Raw genomic sequence first — 22,105 nt, forward strand, 5'->3', positions numbered from 1 at the left:
GTCCGCTACCGCCGGGGCGGTAGCGGACGACCGGGGTTGCAGCGGGAACGCGGTCAGCGTCGGATCGCGGCCAGTCGTACCAGATGGGTGATCGTGTCGTGCTCGGCGCCGTCGGGTAGCGCGTCCACCGGCCACCACCGCAGGTCGGTCGATTCGTTGCTGCGCACAGGGCGTGCGCCGACGGGCGCGACGACCAGGAAACGCAGGTCGAGGTGCCGCGTCGGTGTCCCCAGCGAGCACGTGATCGGGTGGGTGTGGGCCGAGAGCAGATCCGGATCGATCGTCAGTTCGTCGATCCCGGATTCCTCCCGGGCCTCGCGCAGCGCCGCGTCGACGACGGTGTCGTCGTCCTCCTCGCAGTGTCCGCCGAGTTGGATCCAACGCCCCACCCGCGGATGCAGAGTGAGCAGCACGTTGCGGTGATCGGCGTCGAGCACGAGGGACGACGCGGTGACGTGCCCCGGGACGTGGGAGCGCAGACAACCGTCGGGAGCGGAGTCCAGGAACGCGAGCATCGTGTGTCGCAACGACTCGGCGTCCGGTGAATCGGTCCGCCACGCGGTGAGTCGTTCGCGTGCGGAGACGTGCAGGGACCGCGCCGACATCAGAGTTCCACCAGGGCGTCGCCGGGGTCCGCGGGGTCGCGCGGACCGGGCGTGGTGATCGGGTGTCCGACGGCGACGGCGCCGAGCGGTGACCAGTCCGCCGGTAGGCCCAACTCCTCCCGCACCACCTCGGGGGCGAAGATCGTCGATCCGATCCAGCAGCTGCCGAGGCCGCGGGTGGCGAGCGCGACCAGCAGGCCCTGCACTGCCGCACCCGCGGCGACCGTGAACATCGTGGCTTCCGCGGCGGTGCGCCGCGCGTCGGGATAGGTGTGGGCGCCGTCCGGTACCCAGAACGGGACGATCACTTCGGGTGCATCGTAGAGAATCGCCCCGCGGGCGAGTCGCCGTTCGATCGCGGGGGCGTCGAGTCCGTCCGCGGCGAGGTCCTCGGCCCAGCGGTCGCGCATCCGGTCGAGCAACCGACGCCGGACCTGTTCGGTGCGTACCCACACGAACCGTACGGGCCGGGTGTGGTGCGGTGCGGGTGCGGTGAGCGCTTCGGCGACCGCGTCGTGCAGGTCCTCCGGGTCGACGGGTTCGGAGGAGAACTCCCGGACCGATCGGCGCAGCAACAACGCCTCGCTGCGTCCACGTTCGAGTGCCTCCGCGGTCCCCAGCCAGAACAGGTCGTCCTCACCGCCGCGCAGCAGGGTGCGGGCCGTCGATCCGTCGTCGGGCAGATCGAGACCCCGCACGACCGCGACGGGTACCCCGCCGAGCTTGCCCTTGACGAGATCCCCGGCGGCGGCGATCTCGTCGGCGACGGCCACCGAGGTGACCATCAGTTCGTTGCCCTGCGCGTCGTGCGACCCGGCGTAGCCGTGGAGGACGGGCACGCCGGCCGCACCGATCGCGGCATCGGTCTGACCGACCCGCCAGGCGCGGCCCATCGTGTCGGTCACGACGACGCCGACGGTGACGCCGAGCAGATCGCGGATCCGGGTGCGCAGCGCCGCCGCACTCGCATCGGGGTTCTCGGGGAGCAACGCGAGTTCGGCGGAGTCGACGTTCGAGCCGTCGATGCCGGACGCGGCCTGCACGATCCCGAGCCGGTTCTCGGTGATGAGGGTGCGGCCCTTGGCGGCGAGCACACGCACCGCTTCCTGACTCACGAGACGTCGTCGGACGGCGTCTCGTGCCTCGGGATCGGTGGGCGCTGCGACGAGGCGACCCTCCACCTTCGACAGGATCTTGCTGGTCACCACCAGGATGTCGCCGTCGACGAGCCACGGAGCGGCGCCGGCGAGCGCCGCGGCCAGGTCGTCGCCGGGCCGGAATTCCGGGAGCCCGGTGACGGGGTGGATCTCGACGGTACCGCCCGGGGCGTGGTCGCGGACGGTGGTCTCGGGGGCGGGGGACGTCACAGGGCGACTCCGGCGAGGTCGAGTGCGGCGCGCGCCATGTCGGCGGTCGCGGCGGCGTCGGTCATGAGCAATGGCACGCTGCGTACCTCGACGCCGGGGATGTCCGCGTCGTCGGTGGAGTGCACGAGCCAACCGTCAAGGATGCCCGTGGCGCTGCGCGCCCCGTAGTGCCGCCCGACGGCCTCCGCGGTGGTGTCGACGCCGATCACCTCGAGGCACGCGTCGGCCATGCCGCGCAGCGGTGCACCACCGACGATGGGGGAGACACCCACCACCTTCGCGGCGGTGGTACGCAGTGCGCCGCGCAGTCCGGGAATCGCGAGAACGGCGCCGACGCTGACGACGGGGTTCGAGGGGGCGAGGATCACGACGTCCGCCGATTCGATCGCCTCGAGCACTCCCGGTGCGGGTTTCGCCTCGTCGGCACCGATGTGCGCGAATCCGTGGGTGGGGACCTGGGCCCGGTGGCGCACCCACCATTCCTCGAAGTGCACGGCCTTCTGCGTGTCGTCTGCGGGATCGGTGATGACGACGTGTGTTTCGCTACGGTCGTCCGATGCGGGGAGCAACGTCACACCCGGTTTCCACCGGTCGCACAACGCCTCGGTGACCGCGGACAGGGGGTAGCCGGTGCGGAGCATCCGGGTGCGGATCAGGTGTGTGGCGATGTCGCGGTCGCCGAGTCCGAACCAGTCGGGGTCGGCGCCGTACGCGGCGAGTTCTTCCTTCGCGTTCCAGGTCTCGTTCTTGCGGCCCCAGCCCCGTTCGGTGTCGATTCCGTCGCCGAGGGTGTACATGCACGTGTCGAGGTCGGGGCAGATCCTCAATCCGTGCATCCACACGTCGTCGCCGACGTTGACGATCGCGGTGATGTTGTGGGGTGTATCGGGGCCGATGTCGGTGCCCGGGGAGATGCCGAGGAGGTGTCGCAGCCCGGTGAGGAACCGGGCGCCGCCCACGCCTCCGACCAATACAGTCACGTTCACGCGGCAAGCCTATGCGGTCGGGCCGGTACCCCGCGGAGGGCTGTCCGAAACGCGAGTTTGCAAAGCCGTCGATGGTAAGCGAGACCACATCATCGGCTTGACCGCGACACGCCGGACGTGTCTAATCACATACATGTCATTCCGGATTCCGGATCGAGTACGACCGCGGCGAACCCGCGTCCCGAACTCGCATCCGTCGGGATTCGGGTGTGACATCGGGAAGAACCCCGATGTGAGATGAAGTGCGGCGCTGCAGGTGAGGAGGCGAACATGGCCGACGAGCGCGAAGGGTCCGAGATCGCTCGGATCGACACTGCAGTCGAGAGCGTCTGCGACGAACCCGAGGGCGGTGCGCCGGTTCTGCACGTGATTGCAGGATTCGGTGAGCCGATCGACGGTGAGGGGCAGTGGCAGGAACGCGCACTGTGTGCGCAGACCGACCCGGAGGCATTCTTCCCCGAGAAGGGTGGCTCCACGCGGGAGGCGAAGCGTATCTGCCTGGGGTGTGAGGTTCGCGGCGAATGCCTCGAATACGCCCTCGCTCACGACGAGCGGTTCGGTATCTGGGGTGGGCTGTCGGAACGTGAACGGCGGCGCCTCAAGAGGGGCATCGTCTGACGGCCGCATCCGGTCCGGTGCGGGGAGTGCGGGTCTGATCCGGCGGCCACGGACGATGAGACGAAGGCCGGGTGTCCGATGGGGTTCGGGCGCCCGGCCTTCGTCGTACCCGAAACGCGTGCGCGGTCACCGCTGCCCGTGCGTGTCACCCGTCGTCGAGTGTGGGATCGATGATCTGCGGCTCGACGCCGAGGTACGTGGCGACCTGGTGGACCAGGACGTCGTGGAGCAGATCGGTCAGATCCTCGGGGTCCTGTGTCCGCAGTTCGATGGGGCGGCGGAACAGGACGATTCGCGCGCGGGTGGTCGCGCCGCGCTTGTCGATGCCCGCGGGAACGAGCCGGGACAGCGGAACCGGGCCGTCCGCGACGACCTCGTCGGGCCAGTTCACCGAGTCGGGATCGAGTGCGCGGATCTTGGGTACGTCGTCGACCGCGATGTCGAGTTTGGTGAGTTCGTCGTGCCAGCGGGTGTCGATGGGGGCAAAGGCGTCGAGGACGAGCCTGTCGAATTTCTCGGCGCGGGAACGCCACGCGGGCAGGTCGTGGGGGTAGAGCGGCCCGCGGATACCCCGGCCGCGTCGCGTCACACTTCGTGAGGAGACGGGACGGGGGCGACGTGCTCGGGCCATGCCGAGAAACATTACGGTACGGAAATTGCGTTGCCATCCAACGGTGTGTCCGAATAGTCCCGGCGCCGACGGCGCGCTACGCTCCCATGCGTGAGAACACTGCGTCGATGCTGCCGGCCTGGGTGCAAGAACCCTGCTGTTGCGACGCTGACCTACGTGTACTCGGATTCCACCGCGGTCGTCGGGCCCCTGGCCACCGTTGCCGAACCGCATTCGTGGGATCTGTGCGAAACGCACGGTTCGCGGATCACCGCACCCAAGGGTTGGGAACTCGTCCGCTACGAGGGGGCGTTCACAGCCGGTACACCCGACGAGGACGATCTGACCGCCCTTGCCGAAGCCGTCCGAGAAGCGGGCCTCGGCGAACGGAACCACGACGACGGTGAGACCGTGGAACCGGAGGCGGCTCCTCCACCGGCGGTCCCCGCCACTGCGCGCACCGGTCGTCGCGGTCATCTGAGGGTCCTTCCCGATCCCACCGCGTGAGCGCGACGGGGTCCACCGCGTGAGCGCGACGGGCCGGGTCGCGGCCACCGTGCCACGGGCGGCGCCGCTCCCACTAGGCTGAGACGGTCCGCGCCACGAGAACGGCGCGGTGCGTGTCGACGAGCAGGAGCGGGGAACAGTGGCGAGATCTGCCGAGTCGGTGGCATCCGTGATCAAGGCGTACGACATCCGCGGGATCGTCGGGGAGCAGATCGACGACGGATTCGTCCGGGAGGTCGGTGCATCCTTCGCGCGTCTCGTCCGCACGGACGGGGGCGCCGAGCGTGTGGTGATCGGCCACGACATGAGAACGTCGTCGCCGGATCTCGCGCGGGCGTTCGCCGAGGGCGCGACAGCGCAGGGCCTCGACGTCGTCCTGATCGGTCTCGCATCCACCGATCAGCTGTACTTCGCGTCGGGGCTGCTCGACGCGCCCGGCGCCATGTTCACCGCCAGCCACAACCCCGCCCGCTACAACGGCATCAAGCTGTGCAGGGCGGGTGCGCGTCCGGTCGGCCAGGAGACGGGGTTGGCCACGATCAGCGCCGAGCTCGTCGCGGGTGTACCCGGATTCGACGGGGCGGCCGGTTCGGTCACCGAACGCGATGTCCTGCCCGAGTACGCGGCGTTCGTGCGCGGGTTGGTGGATCTGTCGCGGATGCGCCCGATGAAGGTGGCGGTGGATGCCGGCAACGGCATGGGTGGGCACACCGTTCCCGCGGTCTTCGAGGCACTGCCGATCGAACTGGTCCCGTTGTACTTCGAGTTGGACGGTACGTTCCCGAACCACGAGGCGAATCCGTTGGATCCGGCGAACCTGGTGGACCTGCAGCGGCTCGTCGTCGAATCGGGCGCCGATGTCGGTCTGGCCTTCGACGGCGACGCCGACCGCTGCTTCGTCGTGGACGAACGCGGCGAGCCGGTCACCCCGTCCGCGGTGACGGCGCTGGTGGCGTCCCGTGAGCTGGCGAAGGAACCGGGCGCGACGATCATCCACAATCTGATCACCTCGCGGGTGGTGCCCGAACTCGTCACCGAGTCCGGCGGGGTGCCGGTCCGGACGAGGGTCGGACACTCGTTCATCAAGCAGCGGATGGCGGAGACCGGGGCCATCTTCGGCGGTGAGCATTCGGCGCACTACTACTTCCGCGATTTCTGGGGTGCGGATTCGGGCATGCTCGCCGCACTCCACGTGTTGGCTGCGCTGGCGGGACAGGAACGACCGCTCTCCGAGTTGATGGGCGTGTACCACCGGTACGAGGCGTCGGGCGAGATCAATTCGACCGTCGCGGACGCCGCGGAACGCAGCGACGCGGTCGTCGCGGCGTTCGCGGACCGCGCGGTGTCGGTGGACCGCCTCGACGGGGTCACCGTCGAACTGCCCGATCACGCCTGGTTCAACCTGCGTGCGTCGAACACGGAACCGCTGTTGCGGATGAACGTGGAGGCATCGACCCGCGACGAGGTGGACGCGCTGGTGAAGGAGATCCTCGCCGTCGTGCGTGCGTGACGGAAGACACGGCAACGGGAATAATCGAGGTACCCGCTGCACTGTGACGGGTCGCTACCGGGCCGGCGAAAGGAAGGTGACACGGTCGTGACGGCGCCTCCGCCCCTGTTCGATTTCGACGACGCGAGCGCGGTCGTGGCGGCCGATGTCGACGGCGTCCTGCGCGCCGCCGCACTGGGCGGCGCACAGATCCGCGCGACGGCCGCGGCCGTCGACGAAGGTCTGCTGGACCGTCTCGACGGGTTGCATCCGCGCAGCATCGTGCTGGTCGGCGGGGATGCCCGATCGGCTCGCGCCGCCGAACTCACGGTGGCGCTCTTCGCCGGGATGTGTGCGGTGCCGCTGGTCTCGGCGCCGGTCACACCAGGATGGGTGGGTCCGCTGGACGTCGTCGTGGTCGCGGGGGACGACGCGGGGGATCCGGTGCTGGCGCGTTCCGTCGACGCCGCGCTGAGACGATCCGCCGAGGTGGTCGTCGACGTGCCCGACGAAGGCCCGGTGCGGGCGGTGGCAGCGGGCAGGGCGATGATGTTGGCGCCGCGCGTGTGGGTTCCCGTGACGTATGCGCTCGCCCGGCACATCGCCGTCTTCGTCGCGGTGCTGGCGGCGGTGGACGCCTGCAGGATCGCCGCGTCGGTGCCCGCGCTGGACGCGTTGGCGGATGCCGTCGATGCGGAGGCAACGCTCGACCATCCGTCGCACGAGGTCTTCCACAATCCCGCGAAATCGCTCGCAGTGCGGATGCAGTCCCGCCGCGTGGTTCTCACCGGTGACACACCCGCGACGACGGTGCTGGCCCGTCACGGTGCGGAGGTGCTTCTGCAGGGCGCCGGTGTGATCGCCGCGGCGGCCTCGCTGCCGGACGTGCTGATCGCGCGTGACCGACTGCTCGTCACCGAGACGACGTCCGGTGCCGACTTCGACCCGTTCTTCCACGACGAGGAACTGGATGGTCCCGCGCCGGTCGCGCCGGCGCGGGTGTTCGTGTTCAGCACGGACGACGATCGACCGGCCGCGCGCCGACGCGCCGCGGCACTACCCGATATGGAATTGGTGTCTGTTGTGGGGGAGTCCGAATCCCGTGTGGTGCCACCTGTCCTCGAACAGGTGGCGGTGTTGACGGTGCGACTGGAGATGGCTGCGGCCTATCTGCGTCTGGCCGGTGGTCGATAGTGCACCGACTCGAAGGTGCGGTGCGCTCGTACGCCTGGGGTTCGCGCACCGCCATTGCAACGTTGTGCGGCCGTGAGGTTCCGTCCGCCCATCCGGAAGCCGAATTGTGGCTCGGCGCGCATCCCGCGGATCCGGCGCGTGTCGCCGACCTCGGGGACGGCGTGTCGTTGTTGGAGTTGCTCGATGCGGATCCGACCGGGCATCTGGGCGAACCGAGCATCGAGCGGTTCGGTCCGCGACTGCCGTTCCTGCTCAAACTGCTCGCGGCGGAGGAACCGCTGTCGTTGCAGGCGCATCCCAGCGCGGAGCAGGCCGCGGAAGGGTATGCGCGGGAGGAGGCGCGGGGTGTGCCGGCCGATTCGCCGGTGCGCAACTACCGGGATCCGAATCACAAGCCCGAACTGGTGGTGGCGTTGACCCGTTTCGAGGCGCTGGCCGGCTTCCGGGACGCGAAGCGCACCGTCGACCTCCTCGAGGCACTCGCCGTGCCGGAGCTGGATCCGTATGTGGGCCTGCTCGCCGGGCAACCCGATTCCGACGGTTTGAGGGCGTTGTTCACCACGTGGATCACGCTTCCCCAGGCTTCGTTGTCGGCGCTGATGCCACGTGTTCTCGACGGCTGTGTGACGTACCTCGCGACGGACGGCGACGGGCCTCGTGAGTTCGTCACGGAGGTGCGGACGGCGTTGCAACTCGCCGAGATCTACCCGGGCGATGCGGGGGTCCTCGCGTCGTTGCTGTTGAACAGGATCACCCTCGAGCCCGGGCAGGGGCTGTACCTGCCCGCCGGGAACCTGCACGCCTACCTGCACGGGATGGGCGTGGAGATTATGGCGAACTCGGACAACGTGCTGCGCGGTGGGCTCACCCCCAAGCACGTCGATGTGCCGGAGTTGCTGAGAGTGCTCGATTTCGGGGCGCCGGGGGTGCCGATCCTCGAGGCGGAACCGGCGGATGGGCACGAGTGGTGCTACCGGACGCCGGCCCCGGAGTTCGCGCTGTCGCGGCTCGAGCTGCGGTCCGGTGACACGGCGACGCTCGATCGGTGCGGCCCGCAGATCCTGTTGTGCACGTCGGGCGGGGCGAGTGTCGAGTGCGGCGGTGGTGTCGTGGAGGTGGCGCAGGGGGCGTCGGTGTGGTTGTCGGCGTCGGATCCCGCGGTGACCGTGCGCGGTACGGCACCGGGAACGCAGGTGTATCGGGCGCGCCTCGGGAGCGTGAGCGGCTGAACCGGGACTCGATCCACCCGATCGCGGCCGCGAACGGTTTACATTTCTCACAAATTGTCTAGAGCGCATACGAAGTATGGCGTAGGGTCTATCGCGTAGGTGAGGAATGTCACCGGAATCCGCGAGGAGTCGACATGACCACACACGCCACCGGCCCGGCGAACACCCCGGATCTGCACTGGCACGACCGCAAGCGATATCTGTGGCTGCTCGGCCTGGTGCCGCCCACCGCGCTGTTCGTGGCCACCGCGCTGGTCTGGGGAGGTAACCAACTCGGCTGGCAGGCCGTGACACCCGTGCTGTGGTGGATCGGCCCGGCCCTCGTGTACGTCCTCGTGCCCGCGCTCGATCTGTTCTTCGGCCCGGACGGGGAGAACCCGCCCGAGGAGCTCTTCGAGCAACTCGAGAACGACCGGTACTACCGTTTCTGCACCTATCTGTACCTGCCGTTCCAGTTCGCGACCCTCGTCTTCGCGTGCTATCTGTGGGCGGCCGACGACCTTTCCTGGCTCGGGATCGACGGCGGCCTCGGCCTGGTCTCGAAGATCGGCCTGGCGATCTCTGTCGGCGTCGTCGCCGGCATCGGTATCAACACCGCGCACGAACTCGGCCACAAGAAGGTCGAGCTCGAACGCCGCCTCGCGAAGATCGCTCTCGCGCAGTCCTTCTACGGCCATTTCTACATCGAGCACAATCGTGGGCATCACGTGCGCGTCGCGACCCCCGAGGATCCGGCATCCGCCCGGTTCGGAGAGTCCTTCTGGGAATTCCTACCGCGCAGTGTGTTCGGCAGCCTGCGTTCGGCCTGGCGACTCGAACGCGAACGTCTGCACCGTCTCGGGGGGTCGCCGTGGACCTGGCGCAACGACGTGCTGAACGCGTGGGCGATCTCCGCGGTGCTGTTCGCGGTGCTCACCGCCGTCTTCGGTGTCGGAATCCTCCCGTACCTGGTGGTGCAGGCCGTGTTCGGGTTCTGTCTGCTCGAGGTCGTGAACTATCTCGAACACTACGGGTTGTTGCGGAGCAGAACCGCGTCGGGACGATACGAGCGGTGTTCGCCCGCGCACAGCTGGAACAGCGACCACCTGGTCACCAACATCTTCCTGTACCACCTGCAGCGACACAGCGACCACCACGCCAACCCCACCCGCCGCTACCAGACGCTGCGCAGCATGGAGATCTCCCCGAACCTGCCCGCCGGGTACGCGTCGATGATCGTCCTCGCCTACCTTCCGCCGCTGTGGCGACGAGTGATGGACGAACGCGTGCTCGCCCACTACGACGGCGACATCACCCGCGTGAACATCTCCCCGCGCCGGCGGGAAGCGGTTCTCGCCCGCCACGCGGGAGACGGGACCGGACGCGCATGAGCACGTTCCGCTGCCCGGTCTGCCGGTACGTGTACGACGAGGCGACGGGCGCCCCGCGCGAGGGCTTCCCCGCCGGAACCTCCTGGGCGGCCGTCCCGGACGACTGGTGCTGCCCCGACTGCGGTGTCCGGGAGAAGATCGACTTCGAGGAGCAACGACGGTGAACGACCACTTCAGGATCTTCCGCTGCGTGGTCTGCGGATTCGAGTACGACGAGGCCGCCGGATGGCCCGACGAGGGCATCGCCGCGGGTACCCGATGGGAGGACATCCCCGACGACTGGAGCTGCCCGGACTGCGGAGCGGCGAAGGCCGACTTCGAGATGATCGAGGTCGCGCGGCGATGACGGACCGCTTTGACGGTGCGACACGCGCGTGAGAACGTCGTCGGCATGGCAGGACCACGCGAGGACACGTCCCGGATCCCGTTCCACGAGGCGAGCCGCGTCCTGCTGCGCACCACGATCCTCGACGCCATGCGGACCCTGCTCCTCGACCGCGACTGGTCCGCGATCACCATGAGCGACGTGGCGCGGACGGCCGGTATCAGTCGACAGACCCTGTACAAGGAGTTCTCGTCCCGGCAGGGGCTCGCCCAGGGGTACGCGCTGCGACTCGTCGACGAGTTCGTCGACGCCGTCGCCGACTCGGTGCACGCACACGTCGGCGATGCGCGCGGTGCCCTCGTCGACGGCTTCACCTCGTTCTTCGCGGCGTCGGCCGCCGATCCGCTCGTCCGGTCGCTGCTCGACGGTGCCGCCAAACCCGACCTGCTGCGCCTGATCACCACCGACGCCGCACCGATCCTCGAACGCGGTGGCGGACGGCTGTCCGAGACCTTCGTCCACAGCTGGATCGCCGCACCGGAGGCCGATGCCGACATTCTCGCCCGCGCGATCGTGCGGGTGGCGCTCAGTTTCATCTCGATGCCGCCGACGTCGGGAGCCGACGTCGCCGCGGACCTCGCCGACCTGCTCGTGCCCTTCGTCGAACGCGCGACCGTCGCCGACCGGTAGCCGGCGCCGGTCGCGGAGATCACGGGGGTGGGCTGGCACGTGGCGATCGGCCGCGCGTTGTATAGCCTGGTTCCCAACATCGAATTGCCGACAGGAAGAGGCATCCGCACCGTGTCAGACACCACGCTCGTCGCCGACCAGCTCAACGGACTCGACTTCAAGGTCGCCGACCTCTCGCTCGCCGAGTTCGGTCGCAAGGAGATCCGCCTGGCGGAACACGAGATGCCGGGCCTGATGGCGCTGCGTCGCGAGTACGCCGAGGTGCAGCCCCTGAAGGGCGCCCGGATCTCCGGGTCGCTGCACATGACGGTGCAGACGGCCGTGCTCATCGAGACCCTCGTGTCGCTGGGCGCCCAGGTGCGCTGGGCGTCGTGCAACATCTTCTCGACCCAGGACCACGCCGCTGCCGCGGTCGTCGTCGGACCGCACGGAACCGTGGAGGCGCCCGCGGGTGTCCCCGTCTTCGCGTGGAAGGGCGAGACGCTCGAGGAGTACTGGTGGGCCGCCGAGCGGATGCTCACCTGGGACGGCGAACCGGCCAACATGATCCTCGACGACGGCGGTGACGCCACGATGCTGGTGCTCAAGGGCGCCCAGTTCGAGAAGGCCGGCGTCGTCCCGCCGACCGACGAGGACAACGACTCCACCGAGTACAAGGTGTTCCTGGAGTTGCTGCGCGCGTCACTCGCCGCCGACCCGAAGAAGTGGACGACGGTCGCCGACTCGGTGCGCGGCGTCACCGAGGAGACCACCACGGGCGTGTTGCGCCTCTACCAGCTGTCGGCGGCAGGCGAACTCGCGTTCCCCGCGATCAACGTCAACGACTCGGTCACCAAGAGCAAGTTCGACAACAAGTACGGCACCCGGCACTCGCTGCTCGACGGCATCAACCGCGGCACCGACGTCCTCATCGGCGGCAAGACCGCGCTCGTCTGCGGATACGGCGACGTCGGCAAGGGCTGCGCCGAAGCTCTGCGCGGTCAGGGTGCGCGCGTGTCGGTGACCGAGATCGACCCGATCAACGCGCTCCAGGCGCTCATGGACGGCTTCGACGTCGTCACCGTCGAGGATTTCATCGGCCGGGCCGACATCGTCATCACCTCGACCGGCAACAAGGACATCATCACCTTCGATCACATGAAGCAGATGAAGCACCAGGCCATCCTGGGCAACATCGGTCACTTCGACAACGAGATCGACATGGCGGGCCTCGAGCGTGCCGCCGATGTGACGCGCATCAACATCAAGCCGCAGGTCGACGAATTCCGTTTCGCGGACGGACATTCGATCATCGTCCTGTCGGAGGGGCGTCTGCTCAACCTCGGCAACGCGACCGGCCACCCGTCGTTCGTGATGTCGAACTCGTTCGCCAACCAGGTCATCGCGCAGATCGAACTGTGGACCAAGCCGGACGAGTACGACAACGAGGTCTACCGCCTCCCCAAGCATCTCGACGAGAAGGTCGCGCGCATCCACGTCGAGGCGCTCGGTGGCACGCTCACCAAGCTGAGCAAGGATCAGGCCGAGTACATCGGTGTCGACGTCGAGGGCCCGTACAAGCCCGAGCACTACCGCTACTGAGCGGTGAGCGAGCAGCACGTGGGAACCGCAGGCGCATGGGTGTTCTGATCGTCGTCGAAGGTCTCGACGGGGCCGGTAAGCGGACGCTGTCCGCCGGTCTCGTCGAGACCTGGCGTGCCGCAGGCACATCGGTGGCCACCCTCGCCTTTCCTCGGTACGGCACGTCGATCCACGCCGATCTGGGGGCCGAGGCGCTGCGTGGTGGGCACGGTGACACCGCGTCGAGCGTCGAGGCCATGGCGTTGCTGTGGGCACTCGACCGTCGTGAGTCCGCCGACGAACTGCGGAAGCTGCTCGCCGACAACGACATCGTGCTCCTCGACCGATACGTCGCGTCGAACGCCGCGTACACCGCGGCGCGACACGGTCAGGGAGCCTCCGGCTCCGCCGTCGACTGGATCCGCGATCTCGAGTTCGGCCGCTTCGATCTGCCCCGTCCGGATCTGCAAGTGCTGCTGCGGGTCCCCGTCGACCTCGCCGCCGACCGTGCCCGGGGGCGGGCCGCGACGGACGCGACCCGTGAGCGCGACGCCTACGAACGCGACGCCGGCCTCCAGGCGCGCACCGGCGCCGTGTACGACGAACTCGTGCAGCGCTCGTGGGTTTCGCCGTGGACGGTGGCCGGACCCGAGACCGATCCGCGACAACTCGCCGTCGAGATCTCAAATCTGCTTCACAACGGGCGAGGAGTGACACGATAGAGGTCATGAAGCCGAGGATTCTGGTCGTCGACGACGACACTGCGCTCGCCGAGATGCTCACGATCGTCCTGCGGGGCGAGGGGTTCGAGCCGTTCGTGGTGGGTGACGGAACGCAGGCGCTGGGTGCGGTGCGCGAGATCCGCCCGGATCTCGTCCTGCTCGATCTGATGCTGCCGGGAATGAACGGGATCGACGTGTGCCGTGTGCTGCGCGCCGACTCGGGAGTCCCGATCGTCATGCTCACCGCGAAATCCGACACCGTCGATGTGGTTCTCGGTCTGGAATCCGGCGCGGACGACTACATCGTCAAGCCGTTCAAGCCGAAGGAACTCGTCGCGCGGGTCCGCGCTCGGCTGCGTCGCACGGAGCAGGAACCCGCCGAGGTCCTGTCGATCGGCGAGATCACCATCGACGTGCCCGCCCACAAGGTGGCGCGCGGTGACGAACCCATCTCCCTGACCCCGCTCGAATTCGACCTGCTGGTGGCCCTCGCCCGGAAACCGCGGCAGGTGTTCACCCGTGAGGTGCTGCTCGAGCAGGTGTGGGGATACCGGCACGCCGCCGACACCCGTCTCGTGAACGTCCACGTGCAGCGGTTGCGGGCGAAGGTCGAGAAGGATCCCGAGAATCCGGAGGTCGTGCTGACGGTGCGGGGGGGTCGGCTACAAGGCCGGACCGCCGTGATCCGTGGTTACCGTCTGCGGCGGCGGATCACTCGGAGAAGTCTGCCGCTGCTGAGGTGGTCACGGTCGGTGAGCCGCAAGCTCACCCACACGTGGCGTCGATCACTGCAGTTGCGGGTCGTGGTGTCGACCCTGTCCCTGTCGCTGATCGTGATGCTCGTGCTGGGTGTGGTGCTCACCAGCCAGATCACCGATCGTCTTCTCGAGGTGAAGCTCAACGCCGCCACCGAGGAGATGGAACGCTCCCGCGCGCTCGTCGAGGCCCAGCTCGCGGGAGCGGACGATTCGAGCTCGCTGACGGTGAAACTCGATTCGGCGGCCGCGACCCTGACCAATCGCGGCAGCGATGCCGGGCAGGACACCGGTGTCGCCGGCACGTTCGACCCGGTCCTGATCGTGGCGGGGGACGGCCCGCGCGCCCCGACGTCGAGCGGGCCGGCCGATCAGATCCCCGCGAACCTGCGCGCGTTCGTCCAGAACGACCAGATCGCCTACCAGTACGCGACGGTCGCCGACCCCGACGGCTACGCGGGGCCCGCACTGATCGTCGGGAGTCCCACCGAGGCGGACATCACCGCGCTCGAGCTGTATCTGGTGTTCCCCCTCGGCGGCGAGGCACAGACGCTCTCACTGGTGCGCGGGACCCTGCTCGTCGGTGCGGGGGTCCTGTTGGTGCTGCTCGCGGCGATCTCCATGATCGTGGCGCGTCAGGTGGTGCTGCCGATCCGCTCCGCGTCGCGCATCGCGGTGCGGTTCGCCGACGGTCGGCTCAAGGAACGTATGCCGGTGCGCGGCGAAGACGACATGGCGCGACTCGCGATGTCGTTCAACGAGATGGCCGAGAGCCTGTCGCGGCAGATCACCCAACTCGAGGAGTACGGCAACCTGCAGAAACGCTTCACCTCGGACGTGAGCCACGAACTGCGGACGCCGTTGACGACCGTGCGTATGGCCGCGGATCTGATCCACGATGCGAGCGACGACCTCGATCCGGCGCTCAAACGGTCGTCGGAACTGCTCGTGACCGAACTCGACCGTTTCGAGAGTCTCCTGGCCGATCTGCTGGAGATCAGCCGGCACGACGCCGGTGTGGCCGAGTTGGCCTCCGAGCACCTGGACGTGCGAATGTGCGCGCGGGCCGCGATCGCCACGGTTCGCCATCTCGCCCGGGAAACCGCCACGGAGCTGATCGTGGATCTGCCCGCCGAACCCGTCGAGGCGGACGTCGATCCTCGTCGGGTCGAGCGGATCCTGCGAAACCTGCTGGCCAATGCGATCGATCACGGCGAAGGCAAACCCGTTCTGCTGCGGTTGCGCGCCGACGACACGGCGCTGGCCTTCGTCGTCCGTGACCAGGGTGTGGGCCTGCGCCCGGGTGAGGAGAAACTCGTGTTCAACCGGTTCTGGCGGTCCGATCCGTCGCGCGTGCGCCGATCGGGGGGCACCGGTCTGGGACTGGCGATCAGCGTCGAGGACGCCAACCTGCACTGCGGGAAACTGGAAGCGTGGGGCGAACCCGGGAACGGAGCCAGTTTCCGCCTCACCCTGCCGCTCGTACCGGGCCGCAAGGTGGGGCGCAGCCCGCTGCCGCTCGTGTCGGCGACCGCCCACGCGGTGCAGGGCAAACCGTTCCCGCCGGTGACCGGCCCGGACGAACCCCCCACCGACACGGACGGACAACCGTCGTCGATCGACGGGCCCGGTGTGCCCGCCGCGCACGGCGACGAGGACGGGGCGTCGGCCGGTGCGGATGCCGCTGCGCCGTCGGAAGGTGCATCCACGTGACCGGGCTCGCCTCGCGTGTGCGCCTCGCGGCGACCGTGTTCGTCACGGCACTCGCGGTGGTCGTCGCCGGATGCGCGAGCCTGCCCGATTCGTCGTCGCCGCAGGCCATCGGCACGATCGAGCGGGGTGCAGCAACGACGTCGATGGCCGCACCGGAACCGGGTCGCGAACCGGACCTGTTGCTGAGGGACTTCCTGCAGGCGAGTACCGACCCGTCGGGGCGGCACGCCGCGGCCCGGCAGTACCTCACCTCGGGGATGTCCGGTCGCTGGGACGACGCGGTGAGCGCGACGATCGTCGACAAGATCGACGTCCTGGCGCAGGACCGTGACAGCGACACGGCCGCCTACGTCGTGCGCGCGAACATCGTCGGGTATCTCGAGGAAGGCGGCGTCTACCGCGCCGACGAGGGCGAACTCGAAGCCACGTTCACGTTGGTCCGCAGCGACGGCGAATGGCGTATCGACGAGCTGCCGGCCGGCGTGATCATGGACAAACCGCGCTTCCTCAACAGCTACCAGCGGCGATCGCTGTACTTCGTGGAACCGCGCGGCGAAACGGTGGTCCCCGACCCGCGGTGGATCTACGGTGCGCCCGAGCAACTCGCCGGACAGTTGATCGACCTGCTCGTCGACGGCCCCAAGTCGACGCTGGTCCCCGCCGTCACCAACCTCCTGGCCGACGCCACGGTTCTCGGCGCCGTCACGAAAGCCGACGGTCGGACCGCGCAGGTGGGTGTGGGGCTCGGCGGCGTCCGGGTGGACTTCGGGGGATTGGGATCGCTGGACACCCCCACCCGGGAGCGGCTCGCCGCGCAGATCGTCTGGACCCTCGCGGGCGCCGACATCTCCGGGCCGTACGTGCTCCTGTCGGACGGGCAGCCCCTCGACGAACGCTATCCCAACGGGTGGACCACGGCGGACGTGGCGTCGATGAATCCGCTGGCGTCGTCGAGTGCGCAGATCGGGTTGCACGCGGTGCTCGGCGGCAACCTGGTGAGCGTGTCGGAGACCGGCGTGACTCCGGTCCAGGGCTATTTCGGGTCGGCGGGCAACCTCGCCTCGGCCGCGTTGTCCCAGGACGGTGATCTCGCTGCCGCAGTCGTCGCAACCGCGGCCCCGGCCCCGGCGCCGGCGTCCAGGCTGACGGTCGGCACCTACCACGACCCGGCACCGGAACCCGCCGTGGAGGGCGACACCGTCACGCGCCCGTCGTGGTCGCCCGACGGCAACTCCGTGTGGGCCGTCGTCAACGGCACCGCGGTGGTGCGTGCGGTCCGCGAATCCGGATCCGGGCGGGTGACGGTGGTGGGTGTGGAGGCCGGTGCCGTCCGGGCGCTGGGTGGGGAGATCAGCGAGTTGCGCCTGTCCCGGGACGGGGTCCGTGCCGCGCTGATCGTCGACGGGCGCGTCTACGTCGCCGTCGTCGTCCAGACGCCCAGCGGCGAGTTCTCCCTCACCGGTCCGCGACAGGTCGCGTTCGGGCTGGGCAGCCCCGCGCTGTCCCTGGACTGGAGCACACCCGACACGATCGTCGTGTCGCGTTCGGCGTCGGACAACCCGGTCGTGCAGGTCGCGGTGGACGGATCGCGGTTGGATGCGTTGCCGAGCCGAAACCTCACCCCGCCCGTGACCTCGGTGGAGGCGTCGACATCCACGGAATACATCTCCGATTCGCGTGCGGTCTTCCAACTCAACAACGGTGATCCGTCCGGGGACCGCTACTGGCGGGAGGTCCCGGGCCTCGCGGGGCTGACCGCCACTCCGGTGCTGCCCGGCTGATCCCGGTGCCGGCGCGTGTCGGTGGCCGACGGCACACTGAGCGGGTGTTCGCGGCGCTCCTCGATCTCGTGCTGCCCGCCGTGTGCGGTGGGTGCGGCCTTCCCGGTCGCCCCTGGTGCCGCGGCTGCGCCCGTGAACTGGACGATCCACCGGCGCAGGTCCGTCCCCGAACGGATCCCGGTGTTCCGGTGTGGGCTCTCGGCCGGTACGACGGGGCGCGGCGCAGGGCGGTCGTCGCCGCGAAGGAACGGGGCCGCCGGGATCTGGCGGTGCCTCTCGGCCTCGCGGTGGCCGCGGCGATCGCACGGCTGCGCCGCTGGGGCGAACTCCCGCACGGGCCGTTGCTCGTGGTGCCCGCCCCCACCCGTGCGAGGGCGGCGCGCGCCCGCGGCGGCGACCCGGTGACCCGCATGGTGCGGGCCGCGGCAGCCCGCGACCGGTCGCTGCACGTGCACCCGGTGCTCGTGTCGGGGCGCGGGGTGCGCGACTCGGTCGGGCTCACCGCCGCGCAACGGCGACGGAATCTCGCCGGGCGGATCGGGGTGTGTGCCGCGCAGCTTCCGCGGCACCTGCCGGTGCTTCTCGTCGACGATGTCGTCACCACGGGCGCGACCGCCGCCGAGTCGGTTGCCGCACTCCGAAACGCCGGGTTCCGGACGTCCGGAGTCCTGGCGATCGCGCGCGCCTGAACCGCGGTGTGTGGTAGCGGACGAACGCTGTGAAACGTGAAATCGAACGGAACACTGGCAGACGGTCCGGTTACGTACTACCGTCGCGATCAGACCCGGAAACAACAGGTAGACGGGTGAAAACCCCGTCCGCCGGGTTCCCGGGCGGAGCGCTTCGGCGCTCATCGATCCTGCCGGCGCGAGCGCAGCGTCGGCCGTACTCGGGAGGTACGAGTGACGACCCCTTCGAAGTCCAAGGTTTCCGTTGTCGAGGCCGACGCGCTCGACTCGCAGAGCCCCCGCGCCGACATCGTGGTGAAAGGCCGCAACGTCGAGGTCCCGGACCACTTCCGGGTCTACGTCTCCGAGAAACTCGCCCGGCTCGAGCGTTTCGATCCGACGATCTTCCTGTTCGATGTCGAGTTGCAACACGAGCGCAACCGTCGTCAGATGAAGAGTTGCCAGAGGGTCGAGATCACGGCCCGCGGTAAAGGCCCGGTCGTCCGTGCCGAAGCCGCGGCGGACAGTTTCTACGCGGCGTTCGAGTCGGTCACCGCGAAACTCGAGTCGAGGCTGCGCCGCACGAAGGACCGCCGCAAGGTCTCCTACGGCGACAAGACTCCGGTGTCGGTGGCCGAGGCGACGGCGGAGCTGGCCCAGGACGACTCGCTGGGTATTTCCCCCGACCAGCGACTCGACGAGTACGACCACGAACCGGTCGGCCCGGGGCGCATCGTCCGGACGAAGGAACACAGGGCCGACGCCATGACGGTCGACGACGCCCTGTACGAGATGGAACTCGTCGGGCACGATTTCTACCTGTTCCACGACAAGGAGAGCGACAAACCGTCGGTGGTGTACCGCCGTCACGCGTTCGACTACGGGTTGATCAGACTCGCCTGAGACGGCCCTGACGGTGGTCGACGTCGCCGCCACCGTCAGGGAACGCCTACCATGGAATCCGGCCGGGGTCGTGAGGCCTCGGCCGGATTTCTTGTCCGTGCAGGTACCCGAGATTGAGGACGAACACACCAGTGCTGTCGCTGACGAAGCTGCTCCGGTTCGGTGAAGGTCGCATGGTCAAGCGGCTCAAGCACATCGCAGAGCACGTCGAATCCATCGCGCCCGAGTTCGAATCCCTGACGGATGCCGAGCTGCAGGCCAAGACCGACGAGTTCCGGGGCCGCCTGGCGGACGGCGAAACCCTCGACGATCTGCTACCGGAAGCCTTCGCGGTGGCCCGAGAGGCCTCGTGGCGGGTGATCGGTCAGAAGCACTACACCGTGCAGATCATGGGTGGTGCCGCCCTGCACTTCGGCAACATCGCCGAGATGAAGACGGGTGAGGGCAAGACGCTGACCTGTGTGCTGCCCGCGTACCTCAATGCGCTGTCCGGTGACGGTGTGCACGTGGTCACGGTCAACGACTACCTCGCCAAGCGCGACTCCGAGTGGATGGGCCGTGTCCATCGTTTCCTCGGACTCCAGACCGACGTGATCCTGTCCGGCATGACCCCGGCCCAGCGCCGCGAAGCGTACGCGGCCGACATCACGTACGGCACGAACAACGAGTTCGGCTTCGACTATCTGCGCGACAACATGACGCACAGCCTCGACGACCTGGTCCAGCGCGGCCACAACTTCGCGGTCGTCGACGAGGTCGACTCCATCCTCATCGACGAGGCGCGGACCCCGCTCATCATCTCCGGCCCGGCCGATGCCTCCAGCAAGTGGTACGCCGAGTTCGCGCGCATCGCCCCGATGCTGAAGAAGGACGTGCACTACGAGGTCGACATCAAGAAGCGCACCGTCGGTGTGCACGAGGCCGGTGTCGAATTCGTCGAGGACCAGCTGGGCATCGACAATCTGTACGAGGCCGCGAACTCGCCGCTGGTGAGCTATCTCAACAACGCTATCAAGGCGAAGGAGCTCTACACCCGCGACAAGGACTACATCGTCCGCGACGGCGACGTCGTCATCGTCGACGAGTTCACGGGCCGCGTGCTGTCCGGTCGTCGTTACAACGAGGGTATGCACCAGGCGATCGAGGCGAAGGAACGCGTCGAGATCAAGGCGGAGAACCAGACCCTCGCGACGATCACGCTGCAGAACTACTTCCGTCTCTACGACAAGCTGTCCGGCATGACCGGTACGGCCGAGACCGAGGCGGCGGAGCTCCACCAGATCTACTCCCTCGGTGTGATCCCGATTCCGACCAACCGGCCGATGGTCCGCGTGGACCAGGGGGACCTGATCTACAAGACGGAGGAGGCGAAGTTCGCCGCGGTCGTCGACGACGTCGTCGAGCGGCACGAGAAGGGCCAGCCCGTCCTGATCGGCACCACCAGCGTCGAGCGGTCCGAGTACCTGTCGAAGCAGTTCACCCGACGCGGGATTCCGCACAGCGTGCTCAACGCGAAGTTCCACGAGAAGGAAGCGCAGATCATCGCGGAGGCCGGCCGGTCCGGAGCGGTGACGGTCGCGACGAACATGGCCGGTCGTGGTACCGACGTCGTGCTCGGTGGCAACCCCGACATCCTCGCCGACATCGAGTTGCGCCGGCGCGGCCTCGACCCGGTCAACACTCCGGAGGAGTACGAGGCGGCGTGGGACACCACGCTCGAGCAGATCAACATCGAGGTGAAGGCCGACGCCGAGAAGGTCCGCGAGGCCGGTGGACTGTACGTCCTGGGCACCGAACGACACGAGTCGCGCCGCATCGACAATCAGTTGCGTGGTCGTTCGGGCCGTCAGGGTGACCCGGGCGAGTCCCGCTTCTACCTGTCGCTCGGCGACGAACTGATGCGACGGTTCAACGGTGCGGCCCTCGAGTCGATCATGACGCGGCTGAACCTGCCCGACGACGTCCCGATCGAGGCGAAGATGGTGTCGAAGGCCATCAAGAGCGCGCAGACGCAGGTCGAGCAGCAGAACTACGAGATCCGCAAGAACGTCCTCAAGTACGACGAGGTGATGAACCAGCAGCGCACCGTCATCTACGAGGAGCGTCGCCGGATCCTCCGCGGCGAGGACCTCGAGGGCCAGGTGCAGCACATGCTCACCGACGTGGTCACCGCGTACGTCGACGGCGCGACCGACGACGGGTACGTCGAGGACTGGGACTTCGACCAGTTGTGGACGGCACTGAAGACCCTCTACCCGGTGGGTGTCGACCACAAGGAACTGGTCGCCTCGCACGAGGACCTCGATCGCGACGAGTTGCGGGGGATCCTCCTCGAGGACGCCCGCGCGGCCTACGACCGGCGGGAGTCGGAACTGGTGGGTATCGCGGGTGAGGGCGCGATGCGTGAGCTCGAGCGTCGGGTGCTGCTCTCGGTTCTGGACCGCAAGTGGCGCGAGCACCTCTACGAGATGGACTACCTCAAGGAGGGCATCGGACTGCGGGCGATGGCACAGCGTGACCCGCTGGTCGAGTACCAGCGTGAGGGCTACGACATGTTCACGGCGATGCTCGACGGTCTGAAGGAGGAATCGGTCGGGTTCCTGTTCAACCTGCAGGTCGAGGCCACCAAGGCTCCGACGCCTGCCGGGGGCGGTGTGTCCGTGACAGCGGCCTCCGCGGCGGCGACGGCGCAGTCGGCACCGACCGTGGCGGCAGCGCAGTCGGCACCCGCCGCGGCCGCGCAGTCGGCACCGGCCGCGGTGAGGCAGCCCGCCCGTGCCGCGACCCCCGCTGCGCAGGCTCCGCCCGCGGTGCTCACCGCGAAGGGGCTCGACGAGGGTGAGCGCAGGATGACCTACACCGGACCGGGCGAGGACGGCCGCGCGCACGTGGCGCGGCGCAGTGCCGGGGCCGGCGATACCCCGGCCGGTGTGGCCGAGCAGGGGTCGCGGAAGGAACGTCGTGCTGCGGCGCGCAGGGATGCGAAGGCGAACCGGAGGCGCTGACCATCCGG

The 22,105-nt window shown here is 68.6% G+C and carries 20 protein-coding genes and 1 pseudogene; 17 read left to right on the forward strand and 4 right to left on the reverse strand.

What is annotated here, in order from left to right; genetic code table 11:
- Positions 1-53: 53 nt before the first annotated feature.
- Genes LDQ05_RS13870 through cofD form a run of 3 tightly spaced genes read right to left on the reverse strand, consistent with a single transcriptional unit; the run spans position 54 to position 2,958 of the window.
- On the reverse strand, positions 54-605 hold the full coding sequence (locus LDQ05_RS13870) for an NUDIX hydrolase (protein ID WP_226437546.1): 552 nt from the start codon (positions 603-605) through the stop codon (positions 54-56).
- On the reverse strand, positions 605-1,972 hold the full coding sequence (locus LDQ05_RS13875) for a coenzyme F420-0:L-glutamate ligase (protein ID WP_226437547.1): 1,368 nt from the start codon (positions 1,970-1,972) through the stop codon (positions 605-607). The genes LDQ05_RS13870 and LDQ05_RS13875 overlap by 1 nt, the downstream gene beginning before the upstream one ends.
- Positions 1,969-2,958: a 2-phospho-L-lactate transferase gene (gene cofD / locus LDQ05_RS13880; protein WP_226437548.1), complete on the reverse strand. Its 990-nt coding sequence runs from the start codon at positions 2,956-2,958 to the stop codon at positions 1,969-1,971. Before cofD ends, LDQ05_RS13875 begins: the two co-directional genes overlap by 4 nt.
- 360 nt (positions 2,959-3,318) lie before the next feature.
- Between cofD and LDQ05_RS13885 the strand changes: the two genes are divergently transcribed.
- Positions 3,319-3,576 (forward strand): WhiB family transcriptional regulator, encoded by a 258-nt coding sequence (locus tag LDQ05_RS13885; protein WP_372461111.1) that lies wholly within the window; start codon positions 3,319-3,321, stop codon positions 3,574-3,576.
- Between the two features lie 145 nt (positions 3,577-3,721).
- On the opposite strand, the gene LDQ05_RS13890 is transcribed toward LDQ05_RS13885, so the two are convergent.
- Positions 3,722-4,207, reverse strand: coding sequence for a metallopeptidase family protein (locus LDQ05_RS13890; RefSeq protein WP_226437550.1), 486 nt, complete (start codon positions 4,205-4,207; stop codon positions 3,722-3,724).
- A 90-nt stretch (positions 4,208-4,297) separates the two neighbouring features.
- Between LDQ05_RS13890 and LDQ05_RS13895 the strand changes: the two genes are divergently transcribed.
- From LDQ05_RS13895 to secA, 16 genes and pseudogenes are all read left to right on the forward strand, one after another.
- Positions 4,298-4,693, forward strand: coding sequence for a DUF3499 domain-containing protein (locus LDQ05_RS13895; protein WP_226437551.1), 396 nt, complete (start codon positions 4,298-4,300; stop codon positions 4,691-4,693).
- A gap of 139 nt (positions 4,694-4,832) precedes the next feature.
- Complete coding sequence (locus LDQ05_RS13900) at positions 4,833-6,203, forward strand: phosphomannomutase/phosphoglucomutase (protein WP_226437552.1); 1,371 nt, start codon at positions 4,833-4,835, stop codon at positions 6,201-6,203.
- 87 nt (positions 6,204-6,290) lie between these two features.
- The gene (locus tag LDQ05_RS13905) at positions 6,291-7,376 is read left to right on the forward strand and encodes a tobH protein (protein WP_226437553.1); all 1,086 of its coding nucleotides are present in this window, start codon (positions 6,291-6,293) and stop codon (positions 7,374-7,376) included.
- Complete coding sequence (gene manA / locus LDQ05_RS13910; RefSeq protein ID WP_226437554.1) at positions 7,376-8,605, forward strand: mannose-6-phosphate isomerase, class I; 1,230 nt, start codon at positions 7,376-7,378, stop codon at positions 8,603-8,605. Before LDQ05_RS13905 ends, manA begins: the two co-directional genes overlap by 1 nt.
- A gap of 134 nt (positions 8,606-8,739) precedes the next feature.
- Positions 8,740-9,975, forward strand: coding sequence for an alkane 1-monooxygenase (locus tag LDQ05_RS13915; RefSeq protein ID WP_226437555.1), 1,236 nt, complete (start codon positions 8,740-8,742; stop codon positions 9,973-9,975).
- Positions 9,972-10,139, forward strand: coding sequence for a rubredoxin (locus LDQ05_RS13920; protein ID WP_226437556.1), 168 nt, complete (start codon positions 9,972-9,974; stop codon positions 10,137-10,139). The genes LDQ05_RS13915 and LDQ05_RS13920 overlap by 4 nt, the downstream gene beginning before the upstream one ends.
- Entirely contained in the window at positions 10,136-10,321 is a 186-nt protein-coding gene (locus LDQ05_RS13925) for a rubredoxin (protein WP_226437557.1), read from the forward strand. The genes LDQ05_RS13920 and LDQ05_RS13925 overlap by 4 nt, the downstream gene beginning before the upstream one ends.
- A 45-nt stretch (positions 10,322-10,366) precedes the next feature.
- A complete protein-coding gene (locus LDQ05_RS13930; RefSeq protein WP_226437558.1) occupies positions 10,367-10,990 on the forward strand; it encodes a TetR/AcrR family transcriptional regulator in 624 nt (207 codons plus the stop codon).
- 111 nt (positions 10,991-11,101) lie between these two features.
- Positions 11,102-12,571, forward strand: a complete 1,470-nt coding sequence (ahcY, locus tag LDQ05_RS13935) for an adenosylhomocysteinase (protein ID WP_226437559.1) — start codon at positions 11,102-11,104, stop codon at positions 12,569-12,571.
- Between the two features lie 35 nt (positions 12,572-12,606).
- Positions 12,607-13,272 carry a dTMP kinase gene (locus tag LDQ05_RS13940; protein ID WP_226437560.1) on the forward strand — a complete coding sequence of 222 codons (666 nt, stop codon included), beginning with the start codon at positions 12,607-12,609 and terminating at the stop codon, positions 13,270-13,272.
- Between the two features lie 5 nt (positions 13,273-13,277).
- A pseudogene (gene mtrA / locus LDQ05_RS13945) lies at positions 13,278-13,956 on the forward strand (MtrAB system response regulator MtrA).
- Entirely contained in the window at positions 13,953-15,740 is a 1,788-nt protein-coding gene (gene mtrB, locus LDQ05_RS13950) for an MtrAB system histidine kinase MtrB (RefSeq protein WP_226437561.1), read from the forward strand. The pseudogene mtrA and the gene mtrB overlap by 4 nt, the downstream one beginning before the upstream one ends.
- A 17-nt stretch (positions 15,741-15,757) precedes the next feature.
- On the forward strand, positions 15,758-17,521 hold the full coding sequence (gene lpqB, locus LDQ05_RS13955; RefSeq protein ID WP_372461112.1) for an MtrAB system accessory lipoprotein LpqB: 1,764 nt from the start codon (positions 15,758-15,760) through the stop codon (positions 17,519-17,521).
- Positions 17,522-17,565: 44 nt separating this feature from the next.
- Positions 17,566-18,210: a ComF family protein gene (locus LDQ05_RS13960; RefSeq protein ID WP_226437563.1), complete on the forward strand. Its 645-nt coding sequence runs from the start codon at positions 17,566-17,568 to the stop codon at positions 18,208-18,210.
- A gap of 213 nt (positions 18,211-18,423) precedes the next feature.
- Positions 18,424-19,092, forward strand: coding sequence for a ribosome hibernation-promoting factor, HPF/YfiA family (hpf, locus tag LDQ05_RS13965; protein ID WP_226437564.1), 669 nt, complete (start codon positions 18,424-18,426; stop codon positions 19,090-19,092).
- Positions 19,093-19,265: 173 nt separating this feature from the next.
- The gene (secA, locus tag LDQ05_RS13970) at positions 19,266-22,097 is read left to right on the forward strand and encodes a preprotein translocase subunit SecA (RefSeq protein WP_372461113.1); all 2,832 of its coding nucleotides are present in this window, start codon (positions 19,266-19,268) and stop codon (positions 22,095-22,097) included.
- The last annotated feature ends 8 nt before the right edge of the window (positions 22,098-22,105 follow it).

Source organism: Rhodococcus yananensis (assembly GCF_020515525.1).
GTDB classification, from domain to species: Bacteria; Actinomycetota; Actinomycetes; order Mycobacteriales; family Mycobacteriaceae; genus Rhodococcus; species Rhodococcus yananensis.

Coding starts and splice junctions, on each gene's coding strand:
- LDQ05_RS13940 (WP_226437560.1), top strand. CDS start 12,607: ATGGGTGTTCTGATCGTCGTCGAAGGTCTCGACGGGGCCGGTAAGCGG.
- LDQ05_RS13920 (WP_226437556.1), top strand. CDS start 9,972: ATGAGCACGTTCCGCTGCCCGGTCTGCCGGTACGTGTACGACGAGGCG.
- LDQ05_RS13930 (WP_226437558.1), top strand. CDS start 10,367: ATGGCAGGACCACGCGAGGACACGTCCCGGATCCCGTTCCACGAGGCG.
- LDQ05_RS13890 (WP_226437550.1), bottom strand. CDS start 4,207: ATGGCCCGAGCACGTCGCCCCCGTCCCGTCTCCTCACGAAGTGTGACG.
- LDQ05_RS13915 (WP_226437555.1), top strand. CDS start 8,740: ATGACCACACACGCCACCGGCCCGGCGAACACCCCGGATCTGCACTGG.
- secA (WP_372461113.1), top strand. CDS start 19,266: ATGGTCAAGCGGCTCAAGCACATCGCAGAGCACGTCGAATCCATCGCG.
- LDQ05_RS13870 (WP_226437546.1), bottom strand. CDS start 605: ATGTCGGCGCGGTCCCTGCACGTCTCCGCACGCGAACGACTCACCGCG.